The organism is Candidatus Microbacterium phytovorans (genome assembly GCA_029202445.1).
Classification (GTDB): domain Bacteria; phylum Actinomycetota; class Actinomycetes; order Actinomycetales; family Microbacteriaceae; genus Microbacterium; species Microbacterium phytovorans.
On the sequence record CP119321.1, the window covers coordinates 2,788,468 to 2,804,043 of the forward strand.

Here is a 15,576-nt window from a genome sequence, read left to right on the forward strand (position 1 = left end):
ACGGCGAGTGGCATCGACTGCACCCGCTGACCCCGCTCATGAAGGGCGGCCTGTTCCTCGTCGTCGTGATCGGCATCGTCGTCACGAACCTCCGTGACCGGCTGATCGCGATCTTCCTCCCGGGGATGTCGGAGGAGTACGAGTACGCGGGCGACCCGATCGACTACATCGTCGCGAACGACCTGATCGTCATCGCGGCGCTGGTGGTGCTCGGTGTGCTCGTGGTGCTGCTGGGGCTGTTCTGGTTGTCGTGGCGCTTCCATACCTTCCGGATCACCGGCGACGACGTCGAGGTGCGCAGCGGCGTGCTCTTCCGGACACATCGGCGTGCGCCGCTCGACAGGGTGCAGGGCGTGAACCTCACGCGTCCGATGATCGCCCGCATCCTCGGCATGGCGAAGCTCGAGGTCGTCGGCGCCGGACTCGATGCGAACGTCAAGCTGGAGTACCTGTCCACGGCGAACGCCGAGGCGGTGCGTGGCGACATCCTGCGGCTGGCATCGGGGCGCCAACTCGCCGAGCGCGGCGCCGCGGCGGGCGAGGCGTCGGTGCGGGGACGCGCGGCGGCGGCCGTCAGCGCCGGCATCACGGGCCTCATCGAGGGTGCCGAGGGACCGGTGGACCAGCCGGCATCCGTCGTGCACATCCCGCCCGGCCGGCTGATCGGCGCCCACATCATGTCGGGGTCGACGATCTGGCTGATCGTGCTGGTCGCCGGTGTCGTGGTGGGGTCGATCGTCGGCACACCGTGGCTGCTCTTCTCGATCGTTCCGGCGCTCATCGGTTTCGGCGCGTACTGGTTCCGTCAGATCACCCGTTCGCTCCGGTACTCGATCGCGCCCACGCCGGCGGGCGTGCGCATCACCTTCGGGCTCTTCACGACCGTCACCGAGACGCTGCCGCCCGGTCGTATCCACGCGGTGGAGATCGCTCAGCCACTGCTGTGGCGGCGCCTCGGCTGGTACCGCGTCCGCGTGAACCGGCTCTCGGGACGGTCGGCGTCGGACACGTCGTCGCAGCAGTTCAGCGACGTGCTGCCGGTGGGCACGAGAGACGACGTGGAGCGCGTGCTGCGGCTCATCCTCCCGGGTCTTCCCGACGAGTCGTGGCCGCTCATGCTGGAGCGCGGCGTGCGCGGACCGATAACCGGCGACCCGTACACGAACACGCCTCGACGTGCGCGCTGGCTGCGCCCGCTGTCGTGGCGGCGCAACGGCTTCCTCCTCCTCCCCGACGCCCTGCTGCTGCGCAGCGGCGCGCTCCGTCGGGCGCTGGTCGTGCTGCCGCTCGCGCGGCTCCAGTCACTGCGTGTGGCGCAGGGCCCGATCGATCGGGCGATGGATGTCGCCAACATCACCGGCCACACCGTGCTGGGCCAGGTCTCGGGAAGCCTCGGCATCCTCGACCGTGCCGCCGCCGTCGCGCTGTGGACGGATGCCGCGGCCGCCGTGGTCTCCGCGCTGTCGCGCGATCGCTCCCACCGCTGGGGAGCCGACGAGGGGGTGGACCCCGCCGTCGAGCCCGCCGTCGATGCGGCTGTCGAGCCCGCCGTGGACGCCGCTGTCGAGGACGCCGCCGCGCCCGACCTTGATGCGGTCGCCGCACCCCCCGTCGAGCCCGATTCCGCTGATTCCCGCGAGCCCTCGACCGCGACGACGGACCGGCCCGTCGACGCCGACCGTACGGTGCCGGGCGCATGACCCGCAGTGGACGCCTGGGCGTCGGCATCATCGGTGCGGGACGCGTCGGCCCGGTCATCGGTGCGGCTTTGGCCGGAGCAGGCCATGCCGTGACGGGTATCACGGCGGGCTCCGACCCCGATCGCGTCGACGCCGTCCTGCCGGGGGTGCCCGTGCTCGCGGCCGATGAGGTCGTGCGCCGCAGCGAACTCGTCGTCGTCGCCGTGCCGCACGCGGAGCTTCCCTCTCTCGTGGCCGGACTGTCCGAGATCGGGGCGTGGCAGGTGGGCCAGCTGGTCCTCCACACCGACCCGGCGTACGGCATCGACGTGCTCTCACCCGCCGCCGCGCGGGGGGCCATCCCTCTCGCCGTGCACCCCGCGGTCGCCTTCACCGGCACCTCGATCGATCTCCGTCAGCTGCGCGAGTCGTACGCCGCCGTGACGGCACCCGCCGCCGTGCTCCCGATCGCTCAGGCGCTCGCCGTCGAGCTCGGGTGCGAGCCGATCGTGATCTCGGAGGAGGCCCGCGCGGCCTACGGCGAGGCCGTCGCAACGGCGACCGAGTTCTCCGCCGCGCTGCTGCGCCAATCGTCGGAGCTGCTGGTCGCGGCCGGTGTAGACGAGCCGGGCCGCTTCCTGTCCGCTCTCGTCCACTCCACGGTCGACCGCGCGCTGCAGGGGCTCGAGACGGCGTGAGGGCGAAGGCGGTCGCCGGCGCCCGTGAGAGAATCGAGGGTCGACTTCTGAGGAGCCTGAAATGACCGACGCGCCCGCATCCGCCGAGGCCATCACCGACGACGACGTCTTCGAGCAGAAGGCCGTCCGGCTTGCCAAGCGCGAGCGGCTGATCGCCGAGCGAAAGGATGCCGCGGGCGGCGCCTACCCGGTCGCCGTCGCCGTCACCGACACCATTCCCGCGCTCCGCGAGCGCTACGCCGACCTCGAGGCGGGCGCCGAGACCGGGGTCGTGGCATCCGTCGCCGGCCGTGTCGTGTTCAGCCGCAACACCGGCAAGCTCTGCTTCGCCTCGTTGCAGTCGGGGGACGGCAGCCGCATCCAGGCGATGGTCTCGCTCGCGGAGGTGGGCGAGGAGTCGCTCCAGGCGTGGAAGGAACTCGTCGACCTCGGCGACCACGTCTCGGTCACCGGTCAGGTGATCTCCAGCCGCCGCGGCGAGCTGTCGATCATGGTCACCGAGTGGGCCGTCGCGGCCAAGGCGCTGCTGCCGCTGCCGAACCTGTACACCGAGCTCAGCGAGGAGAGCCGTGTGCGCTCGCGCTTCCTCGACCTCATCGTGCGCGATCTCGCACGCGAGACCGTCGTGGCACGCGCGACCGTGAACGCGAGCCTGCGCCAGACCTTCGCGTCGCACGGCTACATCGAGGTGGAGACGCCGATGCTGCAGGTGCAGCACGGCGGCGCGGCCGCCCGGCCCTTCGTCACGCGGTCCAATGCGTTCGACGCCGACCTGTTCCTGCGCATCGCCCCGGAACTGTTCCTCAAGCGCGCCGTGGTGGGTGGCATCGACCGGGTGTTCGAGATCAACCGCAACTTCCGCAACGAGGGCGCTGACTCCACCCACAGCCCCGAGTTCGCGATGCTCGAGGCGTACGAGGCCTACAGCGATTACAACGGCATCGCCGACCTCACGCAGGAGCTCGTGCAGAACGCCGCGATCGCCGTGGCCGGTTCGACCACCGTCACGTGGGCCGACGGCACCGAGTTCGACCTCGGCGGTCAGTGGGATCGCATCTCCATGTACGACTCGCTCTCGGCAGCCGCCGGACGCGACATCACCCCCGCTACGCCTCTCGCCGAGCTCCAGGCGCTCGCCGCCGAGGTGGGGGTCGAGGTTCCCGAGAAGATCGCGACGCACGGCAAGCTCGTCGAGGAGCTGTGGGAGCACTTCGTGAAGGGCGGCCTCGAGCGCCCCACGTTCGTCATGGACTTCCCCCTCGACACCAGTCCGCTCGTGCGCGAGCACCGCTCGATCGCCGGAGTGGTGGAGAAGTGGGACCTCTACGTTCGGGGCTTCGAGCTGGCCACCGGCTACTCCGAGCTCGTCGACCCCGTCATCCAGCGCGAGCGCTTCGTGGAGCAGGCCAAGCTGGCGGCACGCGGCGACGACGAGGCGATGCGCGTGGACGAGGAGTTCTTGCGCGCGCTCGAACACGGGATGCCGCCGACGGGCGGGATGGGAATGGGTATCGACCGCCTCATGATGGCGATCACGGGCCTCGGTATCCGCGAGACGATCCTCTTCCCCCTCGTCAAATAGCCCGACAGGCGGCTCGCTGCCGTCAGCGGTCGTCGTCACGGGTGAACGCCCAGTCCGGCAGGTGCGCAGCGGCGACGAACGACCGCACGATGTCGGCGAGGCCGTGATCCGGGTCGCTGGCGAGAGCGGCCTCGGCGTACGCCCCCGCGTGCGTCGACCGCCCGAGCGCCCACGACAGCCACGCGCACACGGCGAGAGCCCCGGCGCGTCGACGGGTGGCGGTCAGCGCCGCCACGTGACGCGTGAGCGTCAGCGCGCGCTCGATGCGATCGAGATCCGGCCGTGCGCCCTCGCCCCACATGACGGCCGCGAGGTCGGCCGGGTACTCCTCGCCGTCCTCCCACCGCCGTTGAGCCGTCATCGCCGCCTCCCCGCCCGCGGCGTCGCTGGCCCACTGCACGAGCGCGACGTCGCGCAGGGCGGGCCGCGAGAGACACCATCCCAGGAGCGCGGCTCTCATCGGCGGAAGGGCCTCGGCGTCGTCGTCGAGCGCCTTCTCGAACAGCGCGGGCAGATCGTCCAGCTCGCACGCGGCCTCGAGGGCAGCCGGGTCGATGCGCGCGACACGGTCGGGCTCGGGAGGAAGGCCGCACACGATCGACAGCGCGGCGCTGAGGGAGCGGTGAGCCGCGCCGACCTGACGGCGTTCGGCCGACGTGCGTCGGGGCAGCGTGCTGCCGGACCGCTGATCGCCCGCCGGCTCCGGCGCCCCTGGCGTCGGAGCGGTCACGAGCTCCGACAGCGGGCGTACCCGCGCGGGCTGCGCCCGCGGCGCTCCCCACCCGTCGGCGGCGACCACGAGGGCGTCGACGAGGTGGAGGCCACTGGCATCCGCGGTGCGAGCGAGTCCGTCGACCAGTCGCGCGTGGGGGAGGCCGTCGGCGGTGCCGCGGTCGGAGTAGACGACCACGACGAGCGCGTCGGCGACCTCGACCCGGCACACCATGCCGACGACCGTCGCGGCGAAGCCGTCGTCGACGAGCGCGTCGTCGGGCGGGAGGTCGAGCCGCATCGCCCCGAGACTTCGTCCGCGGGCCATCGGCACGACGACGACGCTGCGCGTGGGCGTGTAGCCGAGCATGCGGGGGACGAGTGCGAGGAACTGGGCCGCGTCGGCGGCTTTCACGATGGTGGTCATGTCCCGAGGGTCCCCCGTGCGGACGCGGGGAAGACCGCCTTCCACAGCCGCGATCGCGGACGCCCGAGACGGGAAGCTTGTGGAGAAGCCGACGGTACGATGGATGCCATGGACACCGACTACTGGGCAGCCGTCGTCTGGTCGCTCGCGCCCACCGTGGTCGTGCTCGGGCTGTTCATCTTCGTGCTGCGCTCCATCCTCCGCATGGACCGGAACGAGCGTCGGATGTACACCCGCATCGAGGCGGAGGAGCGCGCCAAGCGCGGTCTCCCGCCGGTCGCCGACGATCGTCCCGCCCGCTGACGGAGGCGCCCGATACGCTGGGCGCATCCGTACCGCAGGAGCGCGCCGTTGCTGAGCATCACATTCGACTGGAACTGGACCTGGTGGGTCTTCGTCGTGCTCGCCTTCGACATCACCGTGCGCGTCCTGGCGATCATCGTGATTCCTCGCAACCGGCGCCCGACGGCCGCGATGGCCTGGCTGCTGGCGATCTACTTCATCCCGATCATCGGCATCCTGCTCTTCCTCCTCATCGGCAACCCGCGTCTGCCCCGCGTGCGGCGCAAGAAGCAGCGGCAGATCAACGACTACATCCGTGAGACGAGCAAGGGGCTCGACTTCGGCACGCTCCGGCCCAACGCGCCCGAGTGGTTCCGCTCCCTCGTCACCCTCAACCGCAACCTCGGCGCCCTGCCGATCGCGGGTGACAACGGGGCGACTCTGATCGCCGGCTATCAGGAGAGCCTCGACGCTATGGCCGCCGCGATCGGCGAAGCCCAGCACTACGTGCACGTCGAGTTCTACATCCTGCAGGCCGACGCCGCGACCGACGGCATCTTCCGGGCGATGGAGGAAGCGGCCGGCCGCGGCGTCGTCGTGCGCGTGCTCATGGACCACTGGGCCAATCGCAGCAAGCCCTTCTACAAGGAGACCCTGCGCCGCCTCGACGCGATGGGCGCGCACTGGCGGCTCATGCTTCCCGTCCAGCCGCTGCGCGGCAAGTACCAGCGGCCCGACCTCCGCAATCACCGCAAGCTCCTCGTCGTCGACGGCGCCGTCGCGTTCATGGGCTCCCAGAACGTGACCGACTCGACGTACAACCTGCGTAAGAACATCAAGCGCGGACTGCACTGGGTCGACATGATGGCGCGCATCGACGGGCCGGTCGTGGCATCCGTCAACGCGGTGTTCCTGAGTGACTGGTACAGCGAGACCGACGAGATCGTCGAGGGGATCGAACTGTTCGATGTGCGCCGCGGCACCGGCGACCTCGACTGCCAGGTCATCCCGTCCGGCCCCGGCTTCGAGTTCCAGAACAACCTCAAGCTGTTCATGGGGCTGCTGTTCGCGGCGCAGCGGAAGATCATCATCGTGAGCCCCTACTTCGTGCCCGACGAAGGCCTCCTGCTGGCCATCCAGACGGCGTGCCAGCGCGGCATCCACGTCGAGCTGTTCGTGTCCGAAGAGGGCGATCAGGCGATGGTGTACCACGCGCAACGCAGCTACTACGAGGCGCTCCTGCGAGCCGGGGTCAAGATCTGGATGTACAAGCGCCCGTACATCCTCCACTCCAAGTCGATGTCGATCGACGACGAGGTGGCCGTCGTCGGCTCCAGCAACATGGACATGCGTTCGTTCGGCCTGAACCTCGAGATGTCCCTCCTCGTGCGGGGAGAGGAGTTCGTGCAGCAGCTGCGCGCCGTCGAAGACCAGTACCGCGACGACTCGCGTGAGCTCACTCTGGCGGAGTGGCGCGAGCAGCCGCTCCGTTCCACGGTGCTCGACAACCTCGCGCGGCTGACGTCCGCGCTGCAGTGAGACGGATCCCGGCGTCTCGACACTCGAAGAGTGGATGCCACGGCATCCGGCCCTCGAAAGGACTCTGATGCGTCGCCGATCCGTAGCCGCCTTCACGGCTCTCGCGCTCGCCGCCCTCGCGCTGACGGCGTGCTCCACCAACGACGGGCCGGATGCGCCGGGTGGAAGCGCCGACGATGGGCTCGACGTGGGTGCGGCCTGGCTCGCCGCCGGCACGCTCATCGCGCTCGTGACCGACGGGAGCTCGAGCTGCCGCCCCTTCGTCGACGGCGTGGTCGTGGACGGCGGTATCCTCGTCGTGACGCTGAAGGAGTCGACCGGGGAAGAGCGGGCCTGCACCGACGATCTCGTGCAGCGCGGCACGGTCGTCGGCGTTCCCGACGGGATCACGCCGGGCACGGGCATCGACATCCAGGTGACGCTCGACGGGGCCGCCGGCGAGACGAGCTTCGGCGAGACCTCGCTGCCGGACTACACGGGCCGGGCCGTCGATGAGTACACCCCCTCGGCGGGATGGGTCGACGCCGACACGTTCGCGCTTCTGACCTGGGGATCGTCGTCGTGCGCGCCGCAGGTCGAGTCGGCGACCGCGACGGCGCCCGACTCGGTCGAGGTGACCTTCGTGCAGCCGCCGGCCGACCAGGTGTGCACGATGGACATGGCACCGCAGGTCGCGGTGGTCACCGTCGAGGGAGATGTGAGCCCCGACGCGACGATCAGCGTCGCCGGCGGTGGCGCGCTCCCCGGTGGCAGCATCCCGATCGACTGACCCTCGCGGCGGGGGTGCGGGAGGTTCGCCCGCGGCGCGCGGTGGTTCGCCCGCGGCATCCTGCGGGTCGTGCGGCGGCGCGGGGTTTACCCGCGGCATCCTGCGGGTCGTGAGGCGGCGCACCCGCGATTCGGCACTGGCGAACGGTGCGGCACCCGCGATTCGGCGCGGGCGAACGGCGCGGCACCCACGGCACCCACGACCCACCCGCGATTCGGCGCGGGCGAGGGCTCCTCCCCAGGCGGGGTGGTGCGCGGCGAGAACACCGATCGCTGTGGACGGCGAAGCGCCACGCCTCGCGCGGCCGACGATGGGTTCATGCGCCGTCAGCCCCTCCCCGCCCACCTTGCGACGTCGTTCTCGGTGGCGGCCGCCCGCGCGGCAGGAGTCACGGCGTCCCGCCTGCGGTCCGCCGACCTCCGCGCGCCGTTCCACGGCGTGCGGGTGCGTGCCGACGCGCGCGCCGCATCGAGCGCCGAGGACGCGCTCGTGGACGCGGCACACGCCTACGCCCAGCGGATGCCGGTGGGTCACTTCTTCAGCCACGTCGCCGCCGCGGTCCTCTGGGGTCTCCCTCTGCCGCTCGAGGTCGTCGCCGGGCGCGCACTCGACGTGTGCGTGCACGCGCCGCGACGGGCACCGGCCGGGCGTGGCGTGGTCGGGCACGCCGTGGTTCCCGCGCTCGCCCATGTCGTCCGGCATCCGGTGCACGGCGTCGCGCTGTCGACACCGGCATCCACGTGGGCGATGCTCGCGGTCGTCTTGCGAGACGATCGCGACCTGGTGGCCGTGGCGGATGCCGTCATCCGCGCGCCGATGCATCGGACCGACCCTGCGCCGCTCGCGACCCGCGTCCAGTTGGAGGCGGCCGTCGCCGCCGGGCGGCGGGTGGGTGCGGCTCGCCTGCGGGCAGTGCTGCCTCGGGCCATCTCGCGATCGCGGTCGCGTGCGGAGACGTGGCTGCGGCTCATCCTCGTCGGCGCGGGGCTCCCGGAGCCCGAGGCCAACGTCGATGTGGTCGAGGCCGGCGTCTGGCTCGGCCAGGTGGATCTCGCTTACCCCGCGCTGCGCGTCGCCCTGGAGTACGAGGGGGAGCACCACCTCACCGACCCGCGGCAGTGGGCCGCCGACATCGCCCGCTACGACCGACTCGCCGAAGCGGGGTGGAGAGTCATCCGAGTCACCAAGGCGGGGGTCTTCGGGCGAAGCGACGACCTGGTCGAGCGCGTGCGTCGCGCCCTCGTGCAGGCCACTCGATGACGGGGCCGTTCGCCCGCGGCATCCTGTGGGTCGCGCGGTGCCGCACCCACGATTCGGCGCGAGCGAACGGTGCCGCACCCACGAAGCGGCGCGAGCGAATCGGCGCAAAGCGAAGCTGCGCCACGAACCCGCGAGACGGCGCACCACCCCGGACGGGGCGACGTCAGTCGGCGCGCACCAGGAGGTCGCCGACCTCGCAGTCGAGGGCGCGGCAGATCGCCGAGAGGGTCGAGTAGCGGATGGCGCGGGCGCGATCGTTCTTGAGGATCGAGAGGTTCACCACCGACACGCCCACCATCTCCGACAGCCGTGTGAGGGTCATCCCGCGCGCGGTGAGCAGCTCGTCGAGGCGACAGTGGATGCCGGTGAGCTCGTCGTCGTCGGCCGGGCTCACACGAGCCCCTCGGAGTCTCGCTGCAGACGTGCACCCTGCCGGAAGATGACGGCCAGGGCGGCGAACGCGAGTCCCGCTGCCAGGGGCCAGAACGGGAACGTCAGCTCGAAGCCGGGCTGCGGCAGCCACGCCCGGAAGACGTCTTCGATGCCGGCGACCTCCTCGTATTGGCCCGACTCCCACATCAGCAGCTCGCCCGCCGCGATGCTGCCGGCGATGTCGCTGAGCATCTGCGCCGCGATCCCGCCTGCGGCGACCACCACGGCCGTCACCGTCGCCATGCGCGCGATGACGGGGGCGAACGCACGCCCGGCGATCAGCTGGAAGCAGGCGACGGCGAGGAGAGTCGCGATCACACCCGGGACGAGGATGCCGAGGCCCTGCCCGATCGCCCAGCACACCCGCACCCCGGTGCTGAGGCCGGTCGCGACGATCTCGGCGGTGACGAAGCCGCCGCCGACCCGCATGGCGGTCGGCCCCTCGACGACGGTGCCGGACGGAAGCTCGGGCCAGAACTCGCGCACGGGGACCGCGATCCGGATGTCGCCCTGCAGCAGCGTGGTGAGCACCACGACGGCCGCCGCGATGACGCAGATCGCCGCCCACAGTGCCGACACCGACAGCGTGACGCTGACGAGCGGCGAGGGGTCGCCGGTGCGCCGTGCTCGCCGGGAAGCGATCACGAAGGTGATCGTGAGCCCCAGGATCACTGCCAGCCCGATCCAGACGATCGGTCCCACGACCCACATGTTCGCCATCTCAGCTCAGTCCTTCCGTGTCGCGGGGCGCTTCGCCATCACCGCGACGAGCATATCGAAAAACGTTGTTATCGACAAACGATATGGGTGTCTGCGTCGTGCTGTCAATCGGCGGTGCGCCCCCAGCGAACACGGGCATACCGGCATCCCGCGGTGGTTATCGTCATTCGTAAGCGCCAGAAGACTCGGCGCGTGAAGGAGTGGACGATGTTCGAGAGATTCACGGACCGTGCCCGTCGTGTGGTTGTGCTCGCCCAGGAAGAGGCGAAGATGCTCAACCACAACTACATCGGAACCGAGCACATCCTGCTGGGCCTGATCCATGAGGGCGAGGGCGTCGCAGCGAAGGCGCTCGAGAGTCTCGGGATCTCGCTGGATGCCGTGCGCGAGCAGGTGCAGGACATCATCGGCCAGGGTCAGCAGCAGCCGACCGGCCACATCCCCTTCACCCCGCGCGCCAAGAAGGTGCTCGAGCTGTCCCTGCGCGAAGCGCTGCAGCTCGGCCACAACTACATCGGCACGGAGCACATCCTGCTGGGCCTGATCCGCGAGGGCGAGGGCGTCGCCGCCCAGGTGCTCGTGAAGCTCGGCGCCGACCTCAACAAGGTGCGGCAGCAGGTCATCCAGCTGCTCAGCGGCTACCAGGGCAAGGAGCCCGCCGGGGTGTCCGCCGGTGCCGGCGAGCAGAACCAGCCGGCCGCTCAGGGCGGTTCGGCTGTCCTCGACCAGTTCGGCCGCAACCTCACGCAGGCCGCGCGCGACAACAAGCTCGACCCCGTCATCGGGCGCGAGAAGGAGATCGAGCGCGTGATGCAGATCCTGTCGCGCCGCTCGAAGAACAACCCCGTCCTCATCGGCGAACCCGGCGTCGGCAAGACCGCCGTCGTGGAGGGTCTCGCGCAGGCGATCGTCAAGGGCGATGTACCCGAGACGCTCAAGGACAAGCAGGTCTACTCGCTCGACCTCGGATCGCTCATCGCCGGTTCCCGCTACCGCGGCGACTTCGAGGAGCGTCTGAAGAAGGTCACGAAGGAGATCCGCACCCGCGGCGACATCATCGTCTTCATCGACGAGATCCACACGCTCGTGGGTGCCGGCGCCGCGGAGGGTGCGATCGACGCCGCGTCGATCCTCAAGCCGCTGCTGGCTCGTGGTGAACTCCAGACGATCGGCGCCACGACCCTCGACGAGTACCGCAAGCACTTCGAGAAGGATGCCGCGCTCGAGCGCCGCTTCCAGCCCATCCAGGTGGCCGAGCCGTCGCTCCCGCACGCGATCAACATCCTCAAGGGACTGCGCGACCGCTACGAGGCGCACCACAAGGTGCAGATCACCGACGGCGCCATCGTCGCCGCGGCCAACCTCGCGGATCGGTACATCTCCGACCGCTTCCTGCCCGACAAGGCGATCGACCTGATCGACGAGGCGGGCGCACGCCTGCGTCTGTCGATCCTGTCCAGCCCGCCGGAGCTGCGCGAGTTCGACGAGAAGATCGCCAAGGTCCGCGAGGACAAGGAGCGCGCGAGCGAAGACCAGGACTTCGAGAAGGCCGCATCGCTGCGCGACGAGGAGAAGAGCCTCCTCGCCGAGCGTCTGCGTCTCGAGAAGCAGTGGCGCTCGGGTGACGTCGCCTCGCACGCGGTGGTCGACGAGGGTCTGATCGCGGAGGTGCTCGCCCAGGCGACCGGCATCCCGGTGTTCAAGCTGACCGAGGAAGAGACCAGCCGTCTCATGTTCATGGAGAAGGCGCTGCACCAGCGCGTCATCGGCCAGGAAGAGGCGATCGCGGCGCTGTCCAAGACGATCCGTCGTCAGCGTGCCGGCCTCAAGGACCCGAAGCGTCCGTCGGGCTCGTTCATCTTCGCCGGCCCCACGGGTGTCGGAAAGACCGAGCTCGCCAAGGCGCTCGCGGAGTTCCTGTTCGATGACGAGGGTGCGCTGATCTCGCTCGACATGAGCGAGTACGGCGAGAAGCACACCGTGTCTCGCCTGTTCGGTGCCCCTCCGGGATTCGTCGGCTTCGAAGAGGGCGGCCAGCTCACCGAGAAGGTGCGCCGCAAGCCGTTCTCGGTCGTCTTGTTCGATGAGATCGAGAAGGCCCACCCGGATATCTTCAACTCGCTCCTCCAGATCCTCGAGGAGGGTCGCCTCACCGACGGTCAGGGGCGCGTCGTCGACTTCAAGAACACGGTCATCATCATGACGACCAACCTCGGTTCCTCGGCCATCGCCGGCGGACCCGTCGGGTTCCAGGTCGAGGGCAACGCGCAGACGAGCTACGAGCGGATGAAGGGCAAGGTCGACGAGGAGCTCAAGCGCCACTTCAAGCCCGAGTTCCTCAACCGTCTCGACGACATCATCGTCTTCCCGCAGCTGAGCAAGGACGAGCTCCGCCAGATCGTGGGCCTGTTCACGAAGCGGCTGAGCGAGCGCCTGCTCGACCGTGACATGACGGTGGAGCTGTCGGATGCCGCGAAGGACCGTCTCATCGAGATCGGGTTCGACCCGACGCTGGGTGCACGGCCGCTGCGTCGTGCCATGCAGCGCGAGGTCGAGGACAAGCTCAGCGAGAAGATCCTCCACGGCGAGCTCAACAGCGGCGATCACGTGAAGGTGGGCGCGGAGAACGGACAGTTCACGTTCGAGCACGGCCCGCGCGGCGAGAAGGTCGCGATCGGTGTCGGTGCGGCGGGGGAGATCTCCGCGACGCCCGACATCGCGGCCAGCGCCTGATCTGACGCACGACACGAAGAGCGGATGCCACGCGGCATCCGCTCTTCGTCGTTTCTGCCGCCGGATATCGATATGTTGCCAGATTCCACAAAGTCCTTGCGCTCGGCGGCGGTGTCTGTCTAGAGTGCTGACGAAGCGTTTCCGCGAAGCGCTTCGATCATCACCAGCACGGACGACGGAGTCGACATGGCGAACATCACCCAGGTGGCTGAGGCCGCCGGTGTGTCGATCTCCACCGTGTCGTACGCGCTCAGCGGCAAGCGGCCCGTCGCGCCGGATACGCGACGTCGGATCGAAGCGGCCGTGCGCGAACTCGGCTACAGCCCCAACGCGGGCGCCCGGATGCTCGCGGGCCGTCGCACGCAGATCTTCGCCCTCACCGAGCCGCTGCGGGCCGACTCGCACGCCCCGACCCACATGTCGTTCGTGCTCGCGACGACCGTCGCCGCCCGCCGCCACGACTACGACATCCTTCTCCTCACCGACGAGCAGGCTTCGGCCGGGATGGGGCGGGTCGCCTCGAGCGGTCTCGTCGACGCCATCCTCGTGCTCGACGTCGGCCCGGACGACGAGCGCGTGCCCCTCGCTCGATCCATCGACACGCCCACGATCTTCATCGGTGTGCCCGACGACCGCGACGGCCTCGTCTGCGTCGACCTCGACTTCGAGGCCGCAGCGGCCCTCGCGGTCGACCGACTCGTCGACGCCGGCCACGCGAACCTCGGTCTCATCGGGCAGCCCGCCGTCGCCTACGAGAAGTCCAACTTCCCACCGCGCCTCCGCCGCTCGTTCGAGGCGCGCGCCACCGCGCGCGGTGCCCGGGTCGCGTTCCGCACGTCGGGCGACCGCGCGACGAACATCCCCGCCACACGTGCGGCCGTCGGTGAGATGCTCGACGCCGGCGTCACCGCTGTCGCCGTGCACGCGGCCGATGACGTGCACCACGCCGTGCTCGCAGAGCTCGCCGAGCGGGGGCTGAGCGTCCCCGCCGACGTTTCGCTTCTCTCCGTCGCCGCATCGTTCGACACCGAGCAGCTTCCCCTGCCGGTGGATGTCATCCCGCTGATTCCCGAAGCGTCCTGCGACCTCGCGGTCGAGCTGGCGCTGCAGAGCCTGACGGCGGAGCCGCCCTCCGCCGGGCTCCACCTCATCGCACCCACCTACCTCGATCGCGGGTCGATCGCGCCGCCGCGGCGCTGATCCGCACCGTCCGCCCAACTGAACACCGCGTTTCTGCATCTGCATCATCGAAGCGCTTCGACACCCTTCGTCGAAGCATCCGCATACCGAACGACCAACGAAGGTCACTGAGAAAGGAGTGCCACCGATGGCACGCAATACTCACCACACAGCACGGTTCGGAATCCCTGGACCCGCGCTGCGCCGCGCCGCGGCCGGACTCGCCGTCGTCACCGTCGGCGCGCTCGCCCTCTCGGCCTGCACGACGAGCACCGAAGACCCCGGCACCACCGAGGGCGGCACGCTCAAGCTCTGGCACTACGAGGGCGCCGACAGCGCCATGGGCAAGGCGTGGGCCGAGGCCATCTCCGTCTTCGAGGAGGAGACGGGGGCGACGGTCGAGTTCGAAGAGAAGTCGTTCGAGCAGATCCAGTCCACGGCGAGCCAGGTGCTCGACACCGACGCTGCGCCCGACCTCATGGAGTTCAACAAGGGCAACGCCACTGCCGGCTTCCTCGCCAGCACGGGCCTCATCAGCGACATCAGCGACGCCGTCGACGAGTACGGCTGGGCCGACAAGCTCGCCCCGTCGCTCCAGACCACCGCGAAGTACACCGACGACGGGGTCATGGGCGGCGACACCTGGTACGGAATCCCCAACTACGGCGAGTTCGTCGGCGTGTACTACAACCTCGACGCGTTCGCCGACGCAGGCCTGGAGGTTCCCACGACCTACGACGAGTTCGTGGCCGTGCTCGACGCCTTCGTCGCGAAGGGCATCACACCGCTCGCCGAAGCCGGCGCGGAGTACCCGCTCGGGCAGCTCTGGTACCAGCTCGCGCTCAGCCAGGGCGACCGTCAGTTCGTGAACGACTACCAGCTGTACGAGAACCCCGTCGACTGGCAGGGGCCGGAGATCACGTACGCGAGCCAGACCCTCGCCGACTACGTCGAGAAGGGCTACATCGCCTCCGACGTCTCCTCGGTGAAGGCAGAGGATGCCGGTGTGTCCTTCATCAACGGCACCGCGCCGATCTTCGTGTCCGGCTCGTGGTGGTACGGCCGCTTCGTGAGCGAGGCGACCGGCTTCGACTGGACGATGACGGCCTTCCCCGAGGCGACGCTGTCGCTCGGCTCGTCGGGCAACCTGTGGGTCGTGCCCGAGAACGCCGCCAACAAGGAACTCGCTTACGAGTTCATCGACATCACCATGCGTCCTGAGATCCAGGCGATCATCGGCAACAACGGCGGTGTGCCCGTCGCGGCCGACCCCGCCGACATCACCGACGAGAAGAGCCAGGAGCTCATCACGGTGTTCAACGGCATCCTCGACGCCGACGGACTGTCCTTCTACCCGGACTGGCCCGCGCCCGGCTTCTACGACGTGATCGTGCAGCAGCTGCAGGGCCTCGTCACCGGTTCGCAGGACGTCGCCACGACGAACACGAACCTCGGTGCCCAGTACGACGAAGGAACCGCCGACTTCCGCTGAGTCGACGTCCGACCGAGGCGACGGGTGCGGCCCTCACCGCGCCGCACCCGTCGCCCGTCCGTCCCGCAATCGA

General features: G+C 69.8%; 13 protein-coding genes. 10 read left to right on the forward strand and 3 right to left on the reverse strand.

Going from position 1 to position 15,576, the window contains the following annotated elements:
• Positions 1 to 38: 38 nt before the first annotated feature.
• From P0Y48_13265 to lysS, 3 genes are all read left to right on the forward strand, one after another.
• Positions 39 to 1,700: a PH domain-containing protein gene (locus P0Y48_13265; GenBank protein ID WEK15083.1), complete on the forward strand. Its 1,662-nt coding sequence runs from the start codon at positions 39 to 41 to the stop codon at positions 1,698 to 1,700.
• A complete protein-coding gene (locus P0Y48_13270; GenBank protein ID WEK13411.1) occupies positions 1,697 to 2,377 on the forward strand; it encodes a DUF2520 domain-containing protein in 681 nt (226 codons plus the stop codon). The genes P0Y48_13265 and P0Y48_13270 overlap by 4 nt, the downstream gene beginning before the upstream one ends.
• A gap of 61 nt (positions 2,378 to 2,438) precedes the next feature.
• Positions 2,439 to 3,959 (forward strand): lysine--tRNA ligase, encoded by a 1,521-nt coding sequence (gene lysS / locus P0Y48_13275; protein ID WEK13412.1) that lies wholly within the window; start codon positions 2,439 to 2,441, stop codon positions 3,957 to 3,959.
• Positions 3,960 to 3,981: 22 nt separating this feature from the next.
• Here the strand turns inward: lysS and P0Y48_13280 are convergent, their stop codons facing one another.
• Entirely contained in the window at positions 3,982 to 5,097 is a 1,116-nt protein-coding gene (locus P0Y48_13280; protein ID WEK13413.1) for a DUF4192 family protein, read from the reverse strand.
• A 108-nt stretch (positions 5,098 to 5,205) separates the two neighbouring features.
• Here P0Y48_13280 and P0Y48_13285 point away from each other — a divergent pair, with 108 nt between their 5' ends.
• From P0Y48_13285 to P0Y48_13300, 4 genes are all read left to right on the forward strand, one after another.
• Positions 5,206 to 5,400, forward strand: a complete 195-nt coding sequence (locus P0Y48_13285; protein ID WEK13414.1) for a hypothetical protein — start codon at positions 5,206 to 5,208, stop codon at positions 5,398 to 5,400.
• A 48-nt stretch (positions 5,401 to 5,448) separates the two neighbouring features.
• Positions 5,449 to 6,918 carry a cardiolipin synthase gene (cls, locus tag P0Y48_13290; protein WEK13415.1) on the forward strand — a complete coding sequence of 490 codons (1,470 nt, stop codon included), beginning with the start codon at positions 5,449 to 5,451 and terminating at the stop codon, positions 6,916 to 6,918.
• Positions 6,919 to 6,985: 67 nt separating this feature from the next.
• A complete protein-coding gene (locus P0Y48_13295) occupies positions 6,986 to 7,687 on the forward strand; it encodes a hypothetical protein (protein ID WEK13416.1) in 702 nt (233 codons plus the stop codon).
• Between the two features lie 318 nt (positions 7,688 to 8,005).
• The gene (locus tag P0Y48_13300) at positions 8,006 to 8,947 is read left to right on the forward strand and encodes a hypothetical protein (protein ID WEK13417.1); all 942 of its coding nucleotides are present in this window, start codon (positions 8,006 to 8,008) and stop codon (positions 8,945 to 8,947) included.
• Positions 8,948 to 9,110: 163 nt separating this feature from the next.
• On the opposite strand, the gene P0Y48_13305 is transcribed toward P0Y48_13300, so the two are convergent.
• Both P0Y48_13305 and P0Y48_13310 read right to left on the reverse strand, forming a co-directional pair.
• Positions 9,111 to 9,341, reverse strand: a complete 231-nt coding sequence (locus P0Y48_13305; GenBank protein WEK13418.1) for a helix-turn-helix domain-containing protein — start codon at positions 9,339 to 9,341, stop codon at positions 9,111 to 9,113.
• Positions 9,338 to 10,099 (reverse strand): hypothetical protein, encoded by a 762-nt coding sequence (locus P0Y48_13310; GenBank protein WEK13419.1) that lies wholly within the window; start codon positions 10,097 to 10,099, stop codon positions 9,338 to 9,340. The genes P0Y48_13305 and P0Y48_13310 overlap by 4 nt, the downstream gene beginning before the upstream one ends.
• A gap of 207 nt (positions 10,100 to 10,306) precedes the next feature.
• Between P0Y48_13310 and P0Y48_13315 the strand changes: the two genes are divergently transcribed.
• The 3 genes from P0Y48_13315 to P0Y48_13325 all read left to right on the forward strand — a co-directional run bounded on the left by P0Y48_13315 (position 10,307) and on the right by P0Y48_13325 (position 15,503).
• Complete coding sequence (locus P0Y48_13315) at positions 10,307 to 12,832, forward strand: ATP-dependent Clp protease ATP-binding subunit (protein WEK13420.1); 2,526 nt, start codon at positions 10,307 to 10,309, stop codon at positions 12,830 to 12,832.
• A gap of 186 nt (positions 12,833 to 13,018) precedes the next feature.
• The gene (locus tag P0Y48_13320) at positions 13,019 to 14,032 is read left to right on the forward strand and encodes a LacI family DNA-binding transcriptional regulator (protein WEK13421.1); all 1,014 of its coding nucleotides are present in this window, start codon (positions 13,019 to 13,021) and stop codon (positions 14,030 to 14,032) included.
• A gap of 127 nt (positions 14,033 to 14,159) precedes the next feature.
• A complete protein-coding gene (locus tag P0Y48_13325) occupies positions 14,160 to 15,503 on the forward strand; it encodes an extracellular solute-binding protein (GenBank protein ID WEK13422.1) in 1,344 nt (447 codons plus the stop codon).
• The last annotated feature ends 73 nt before the right edge of the window (positions 15,504 to 15,576 follow it).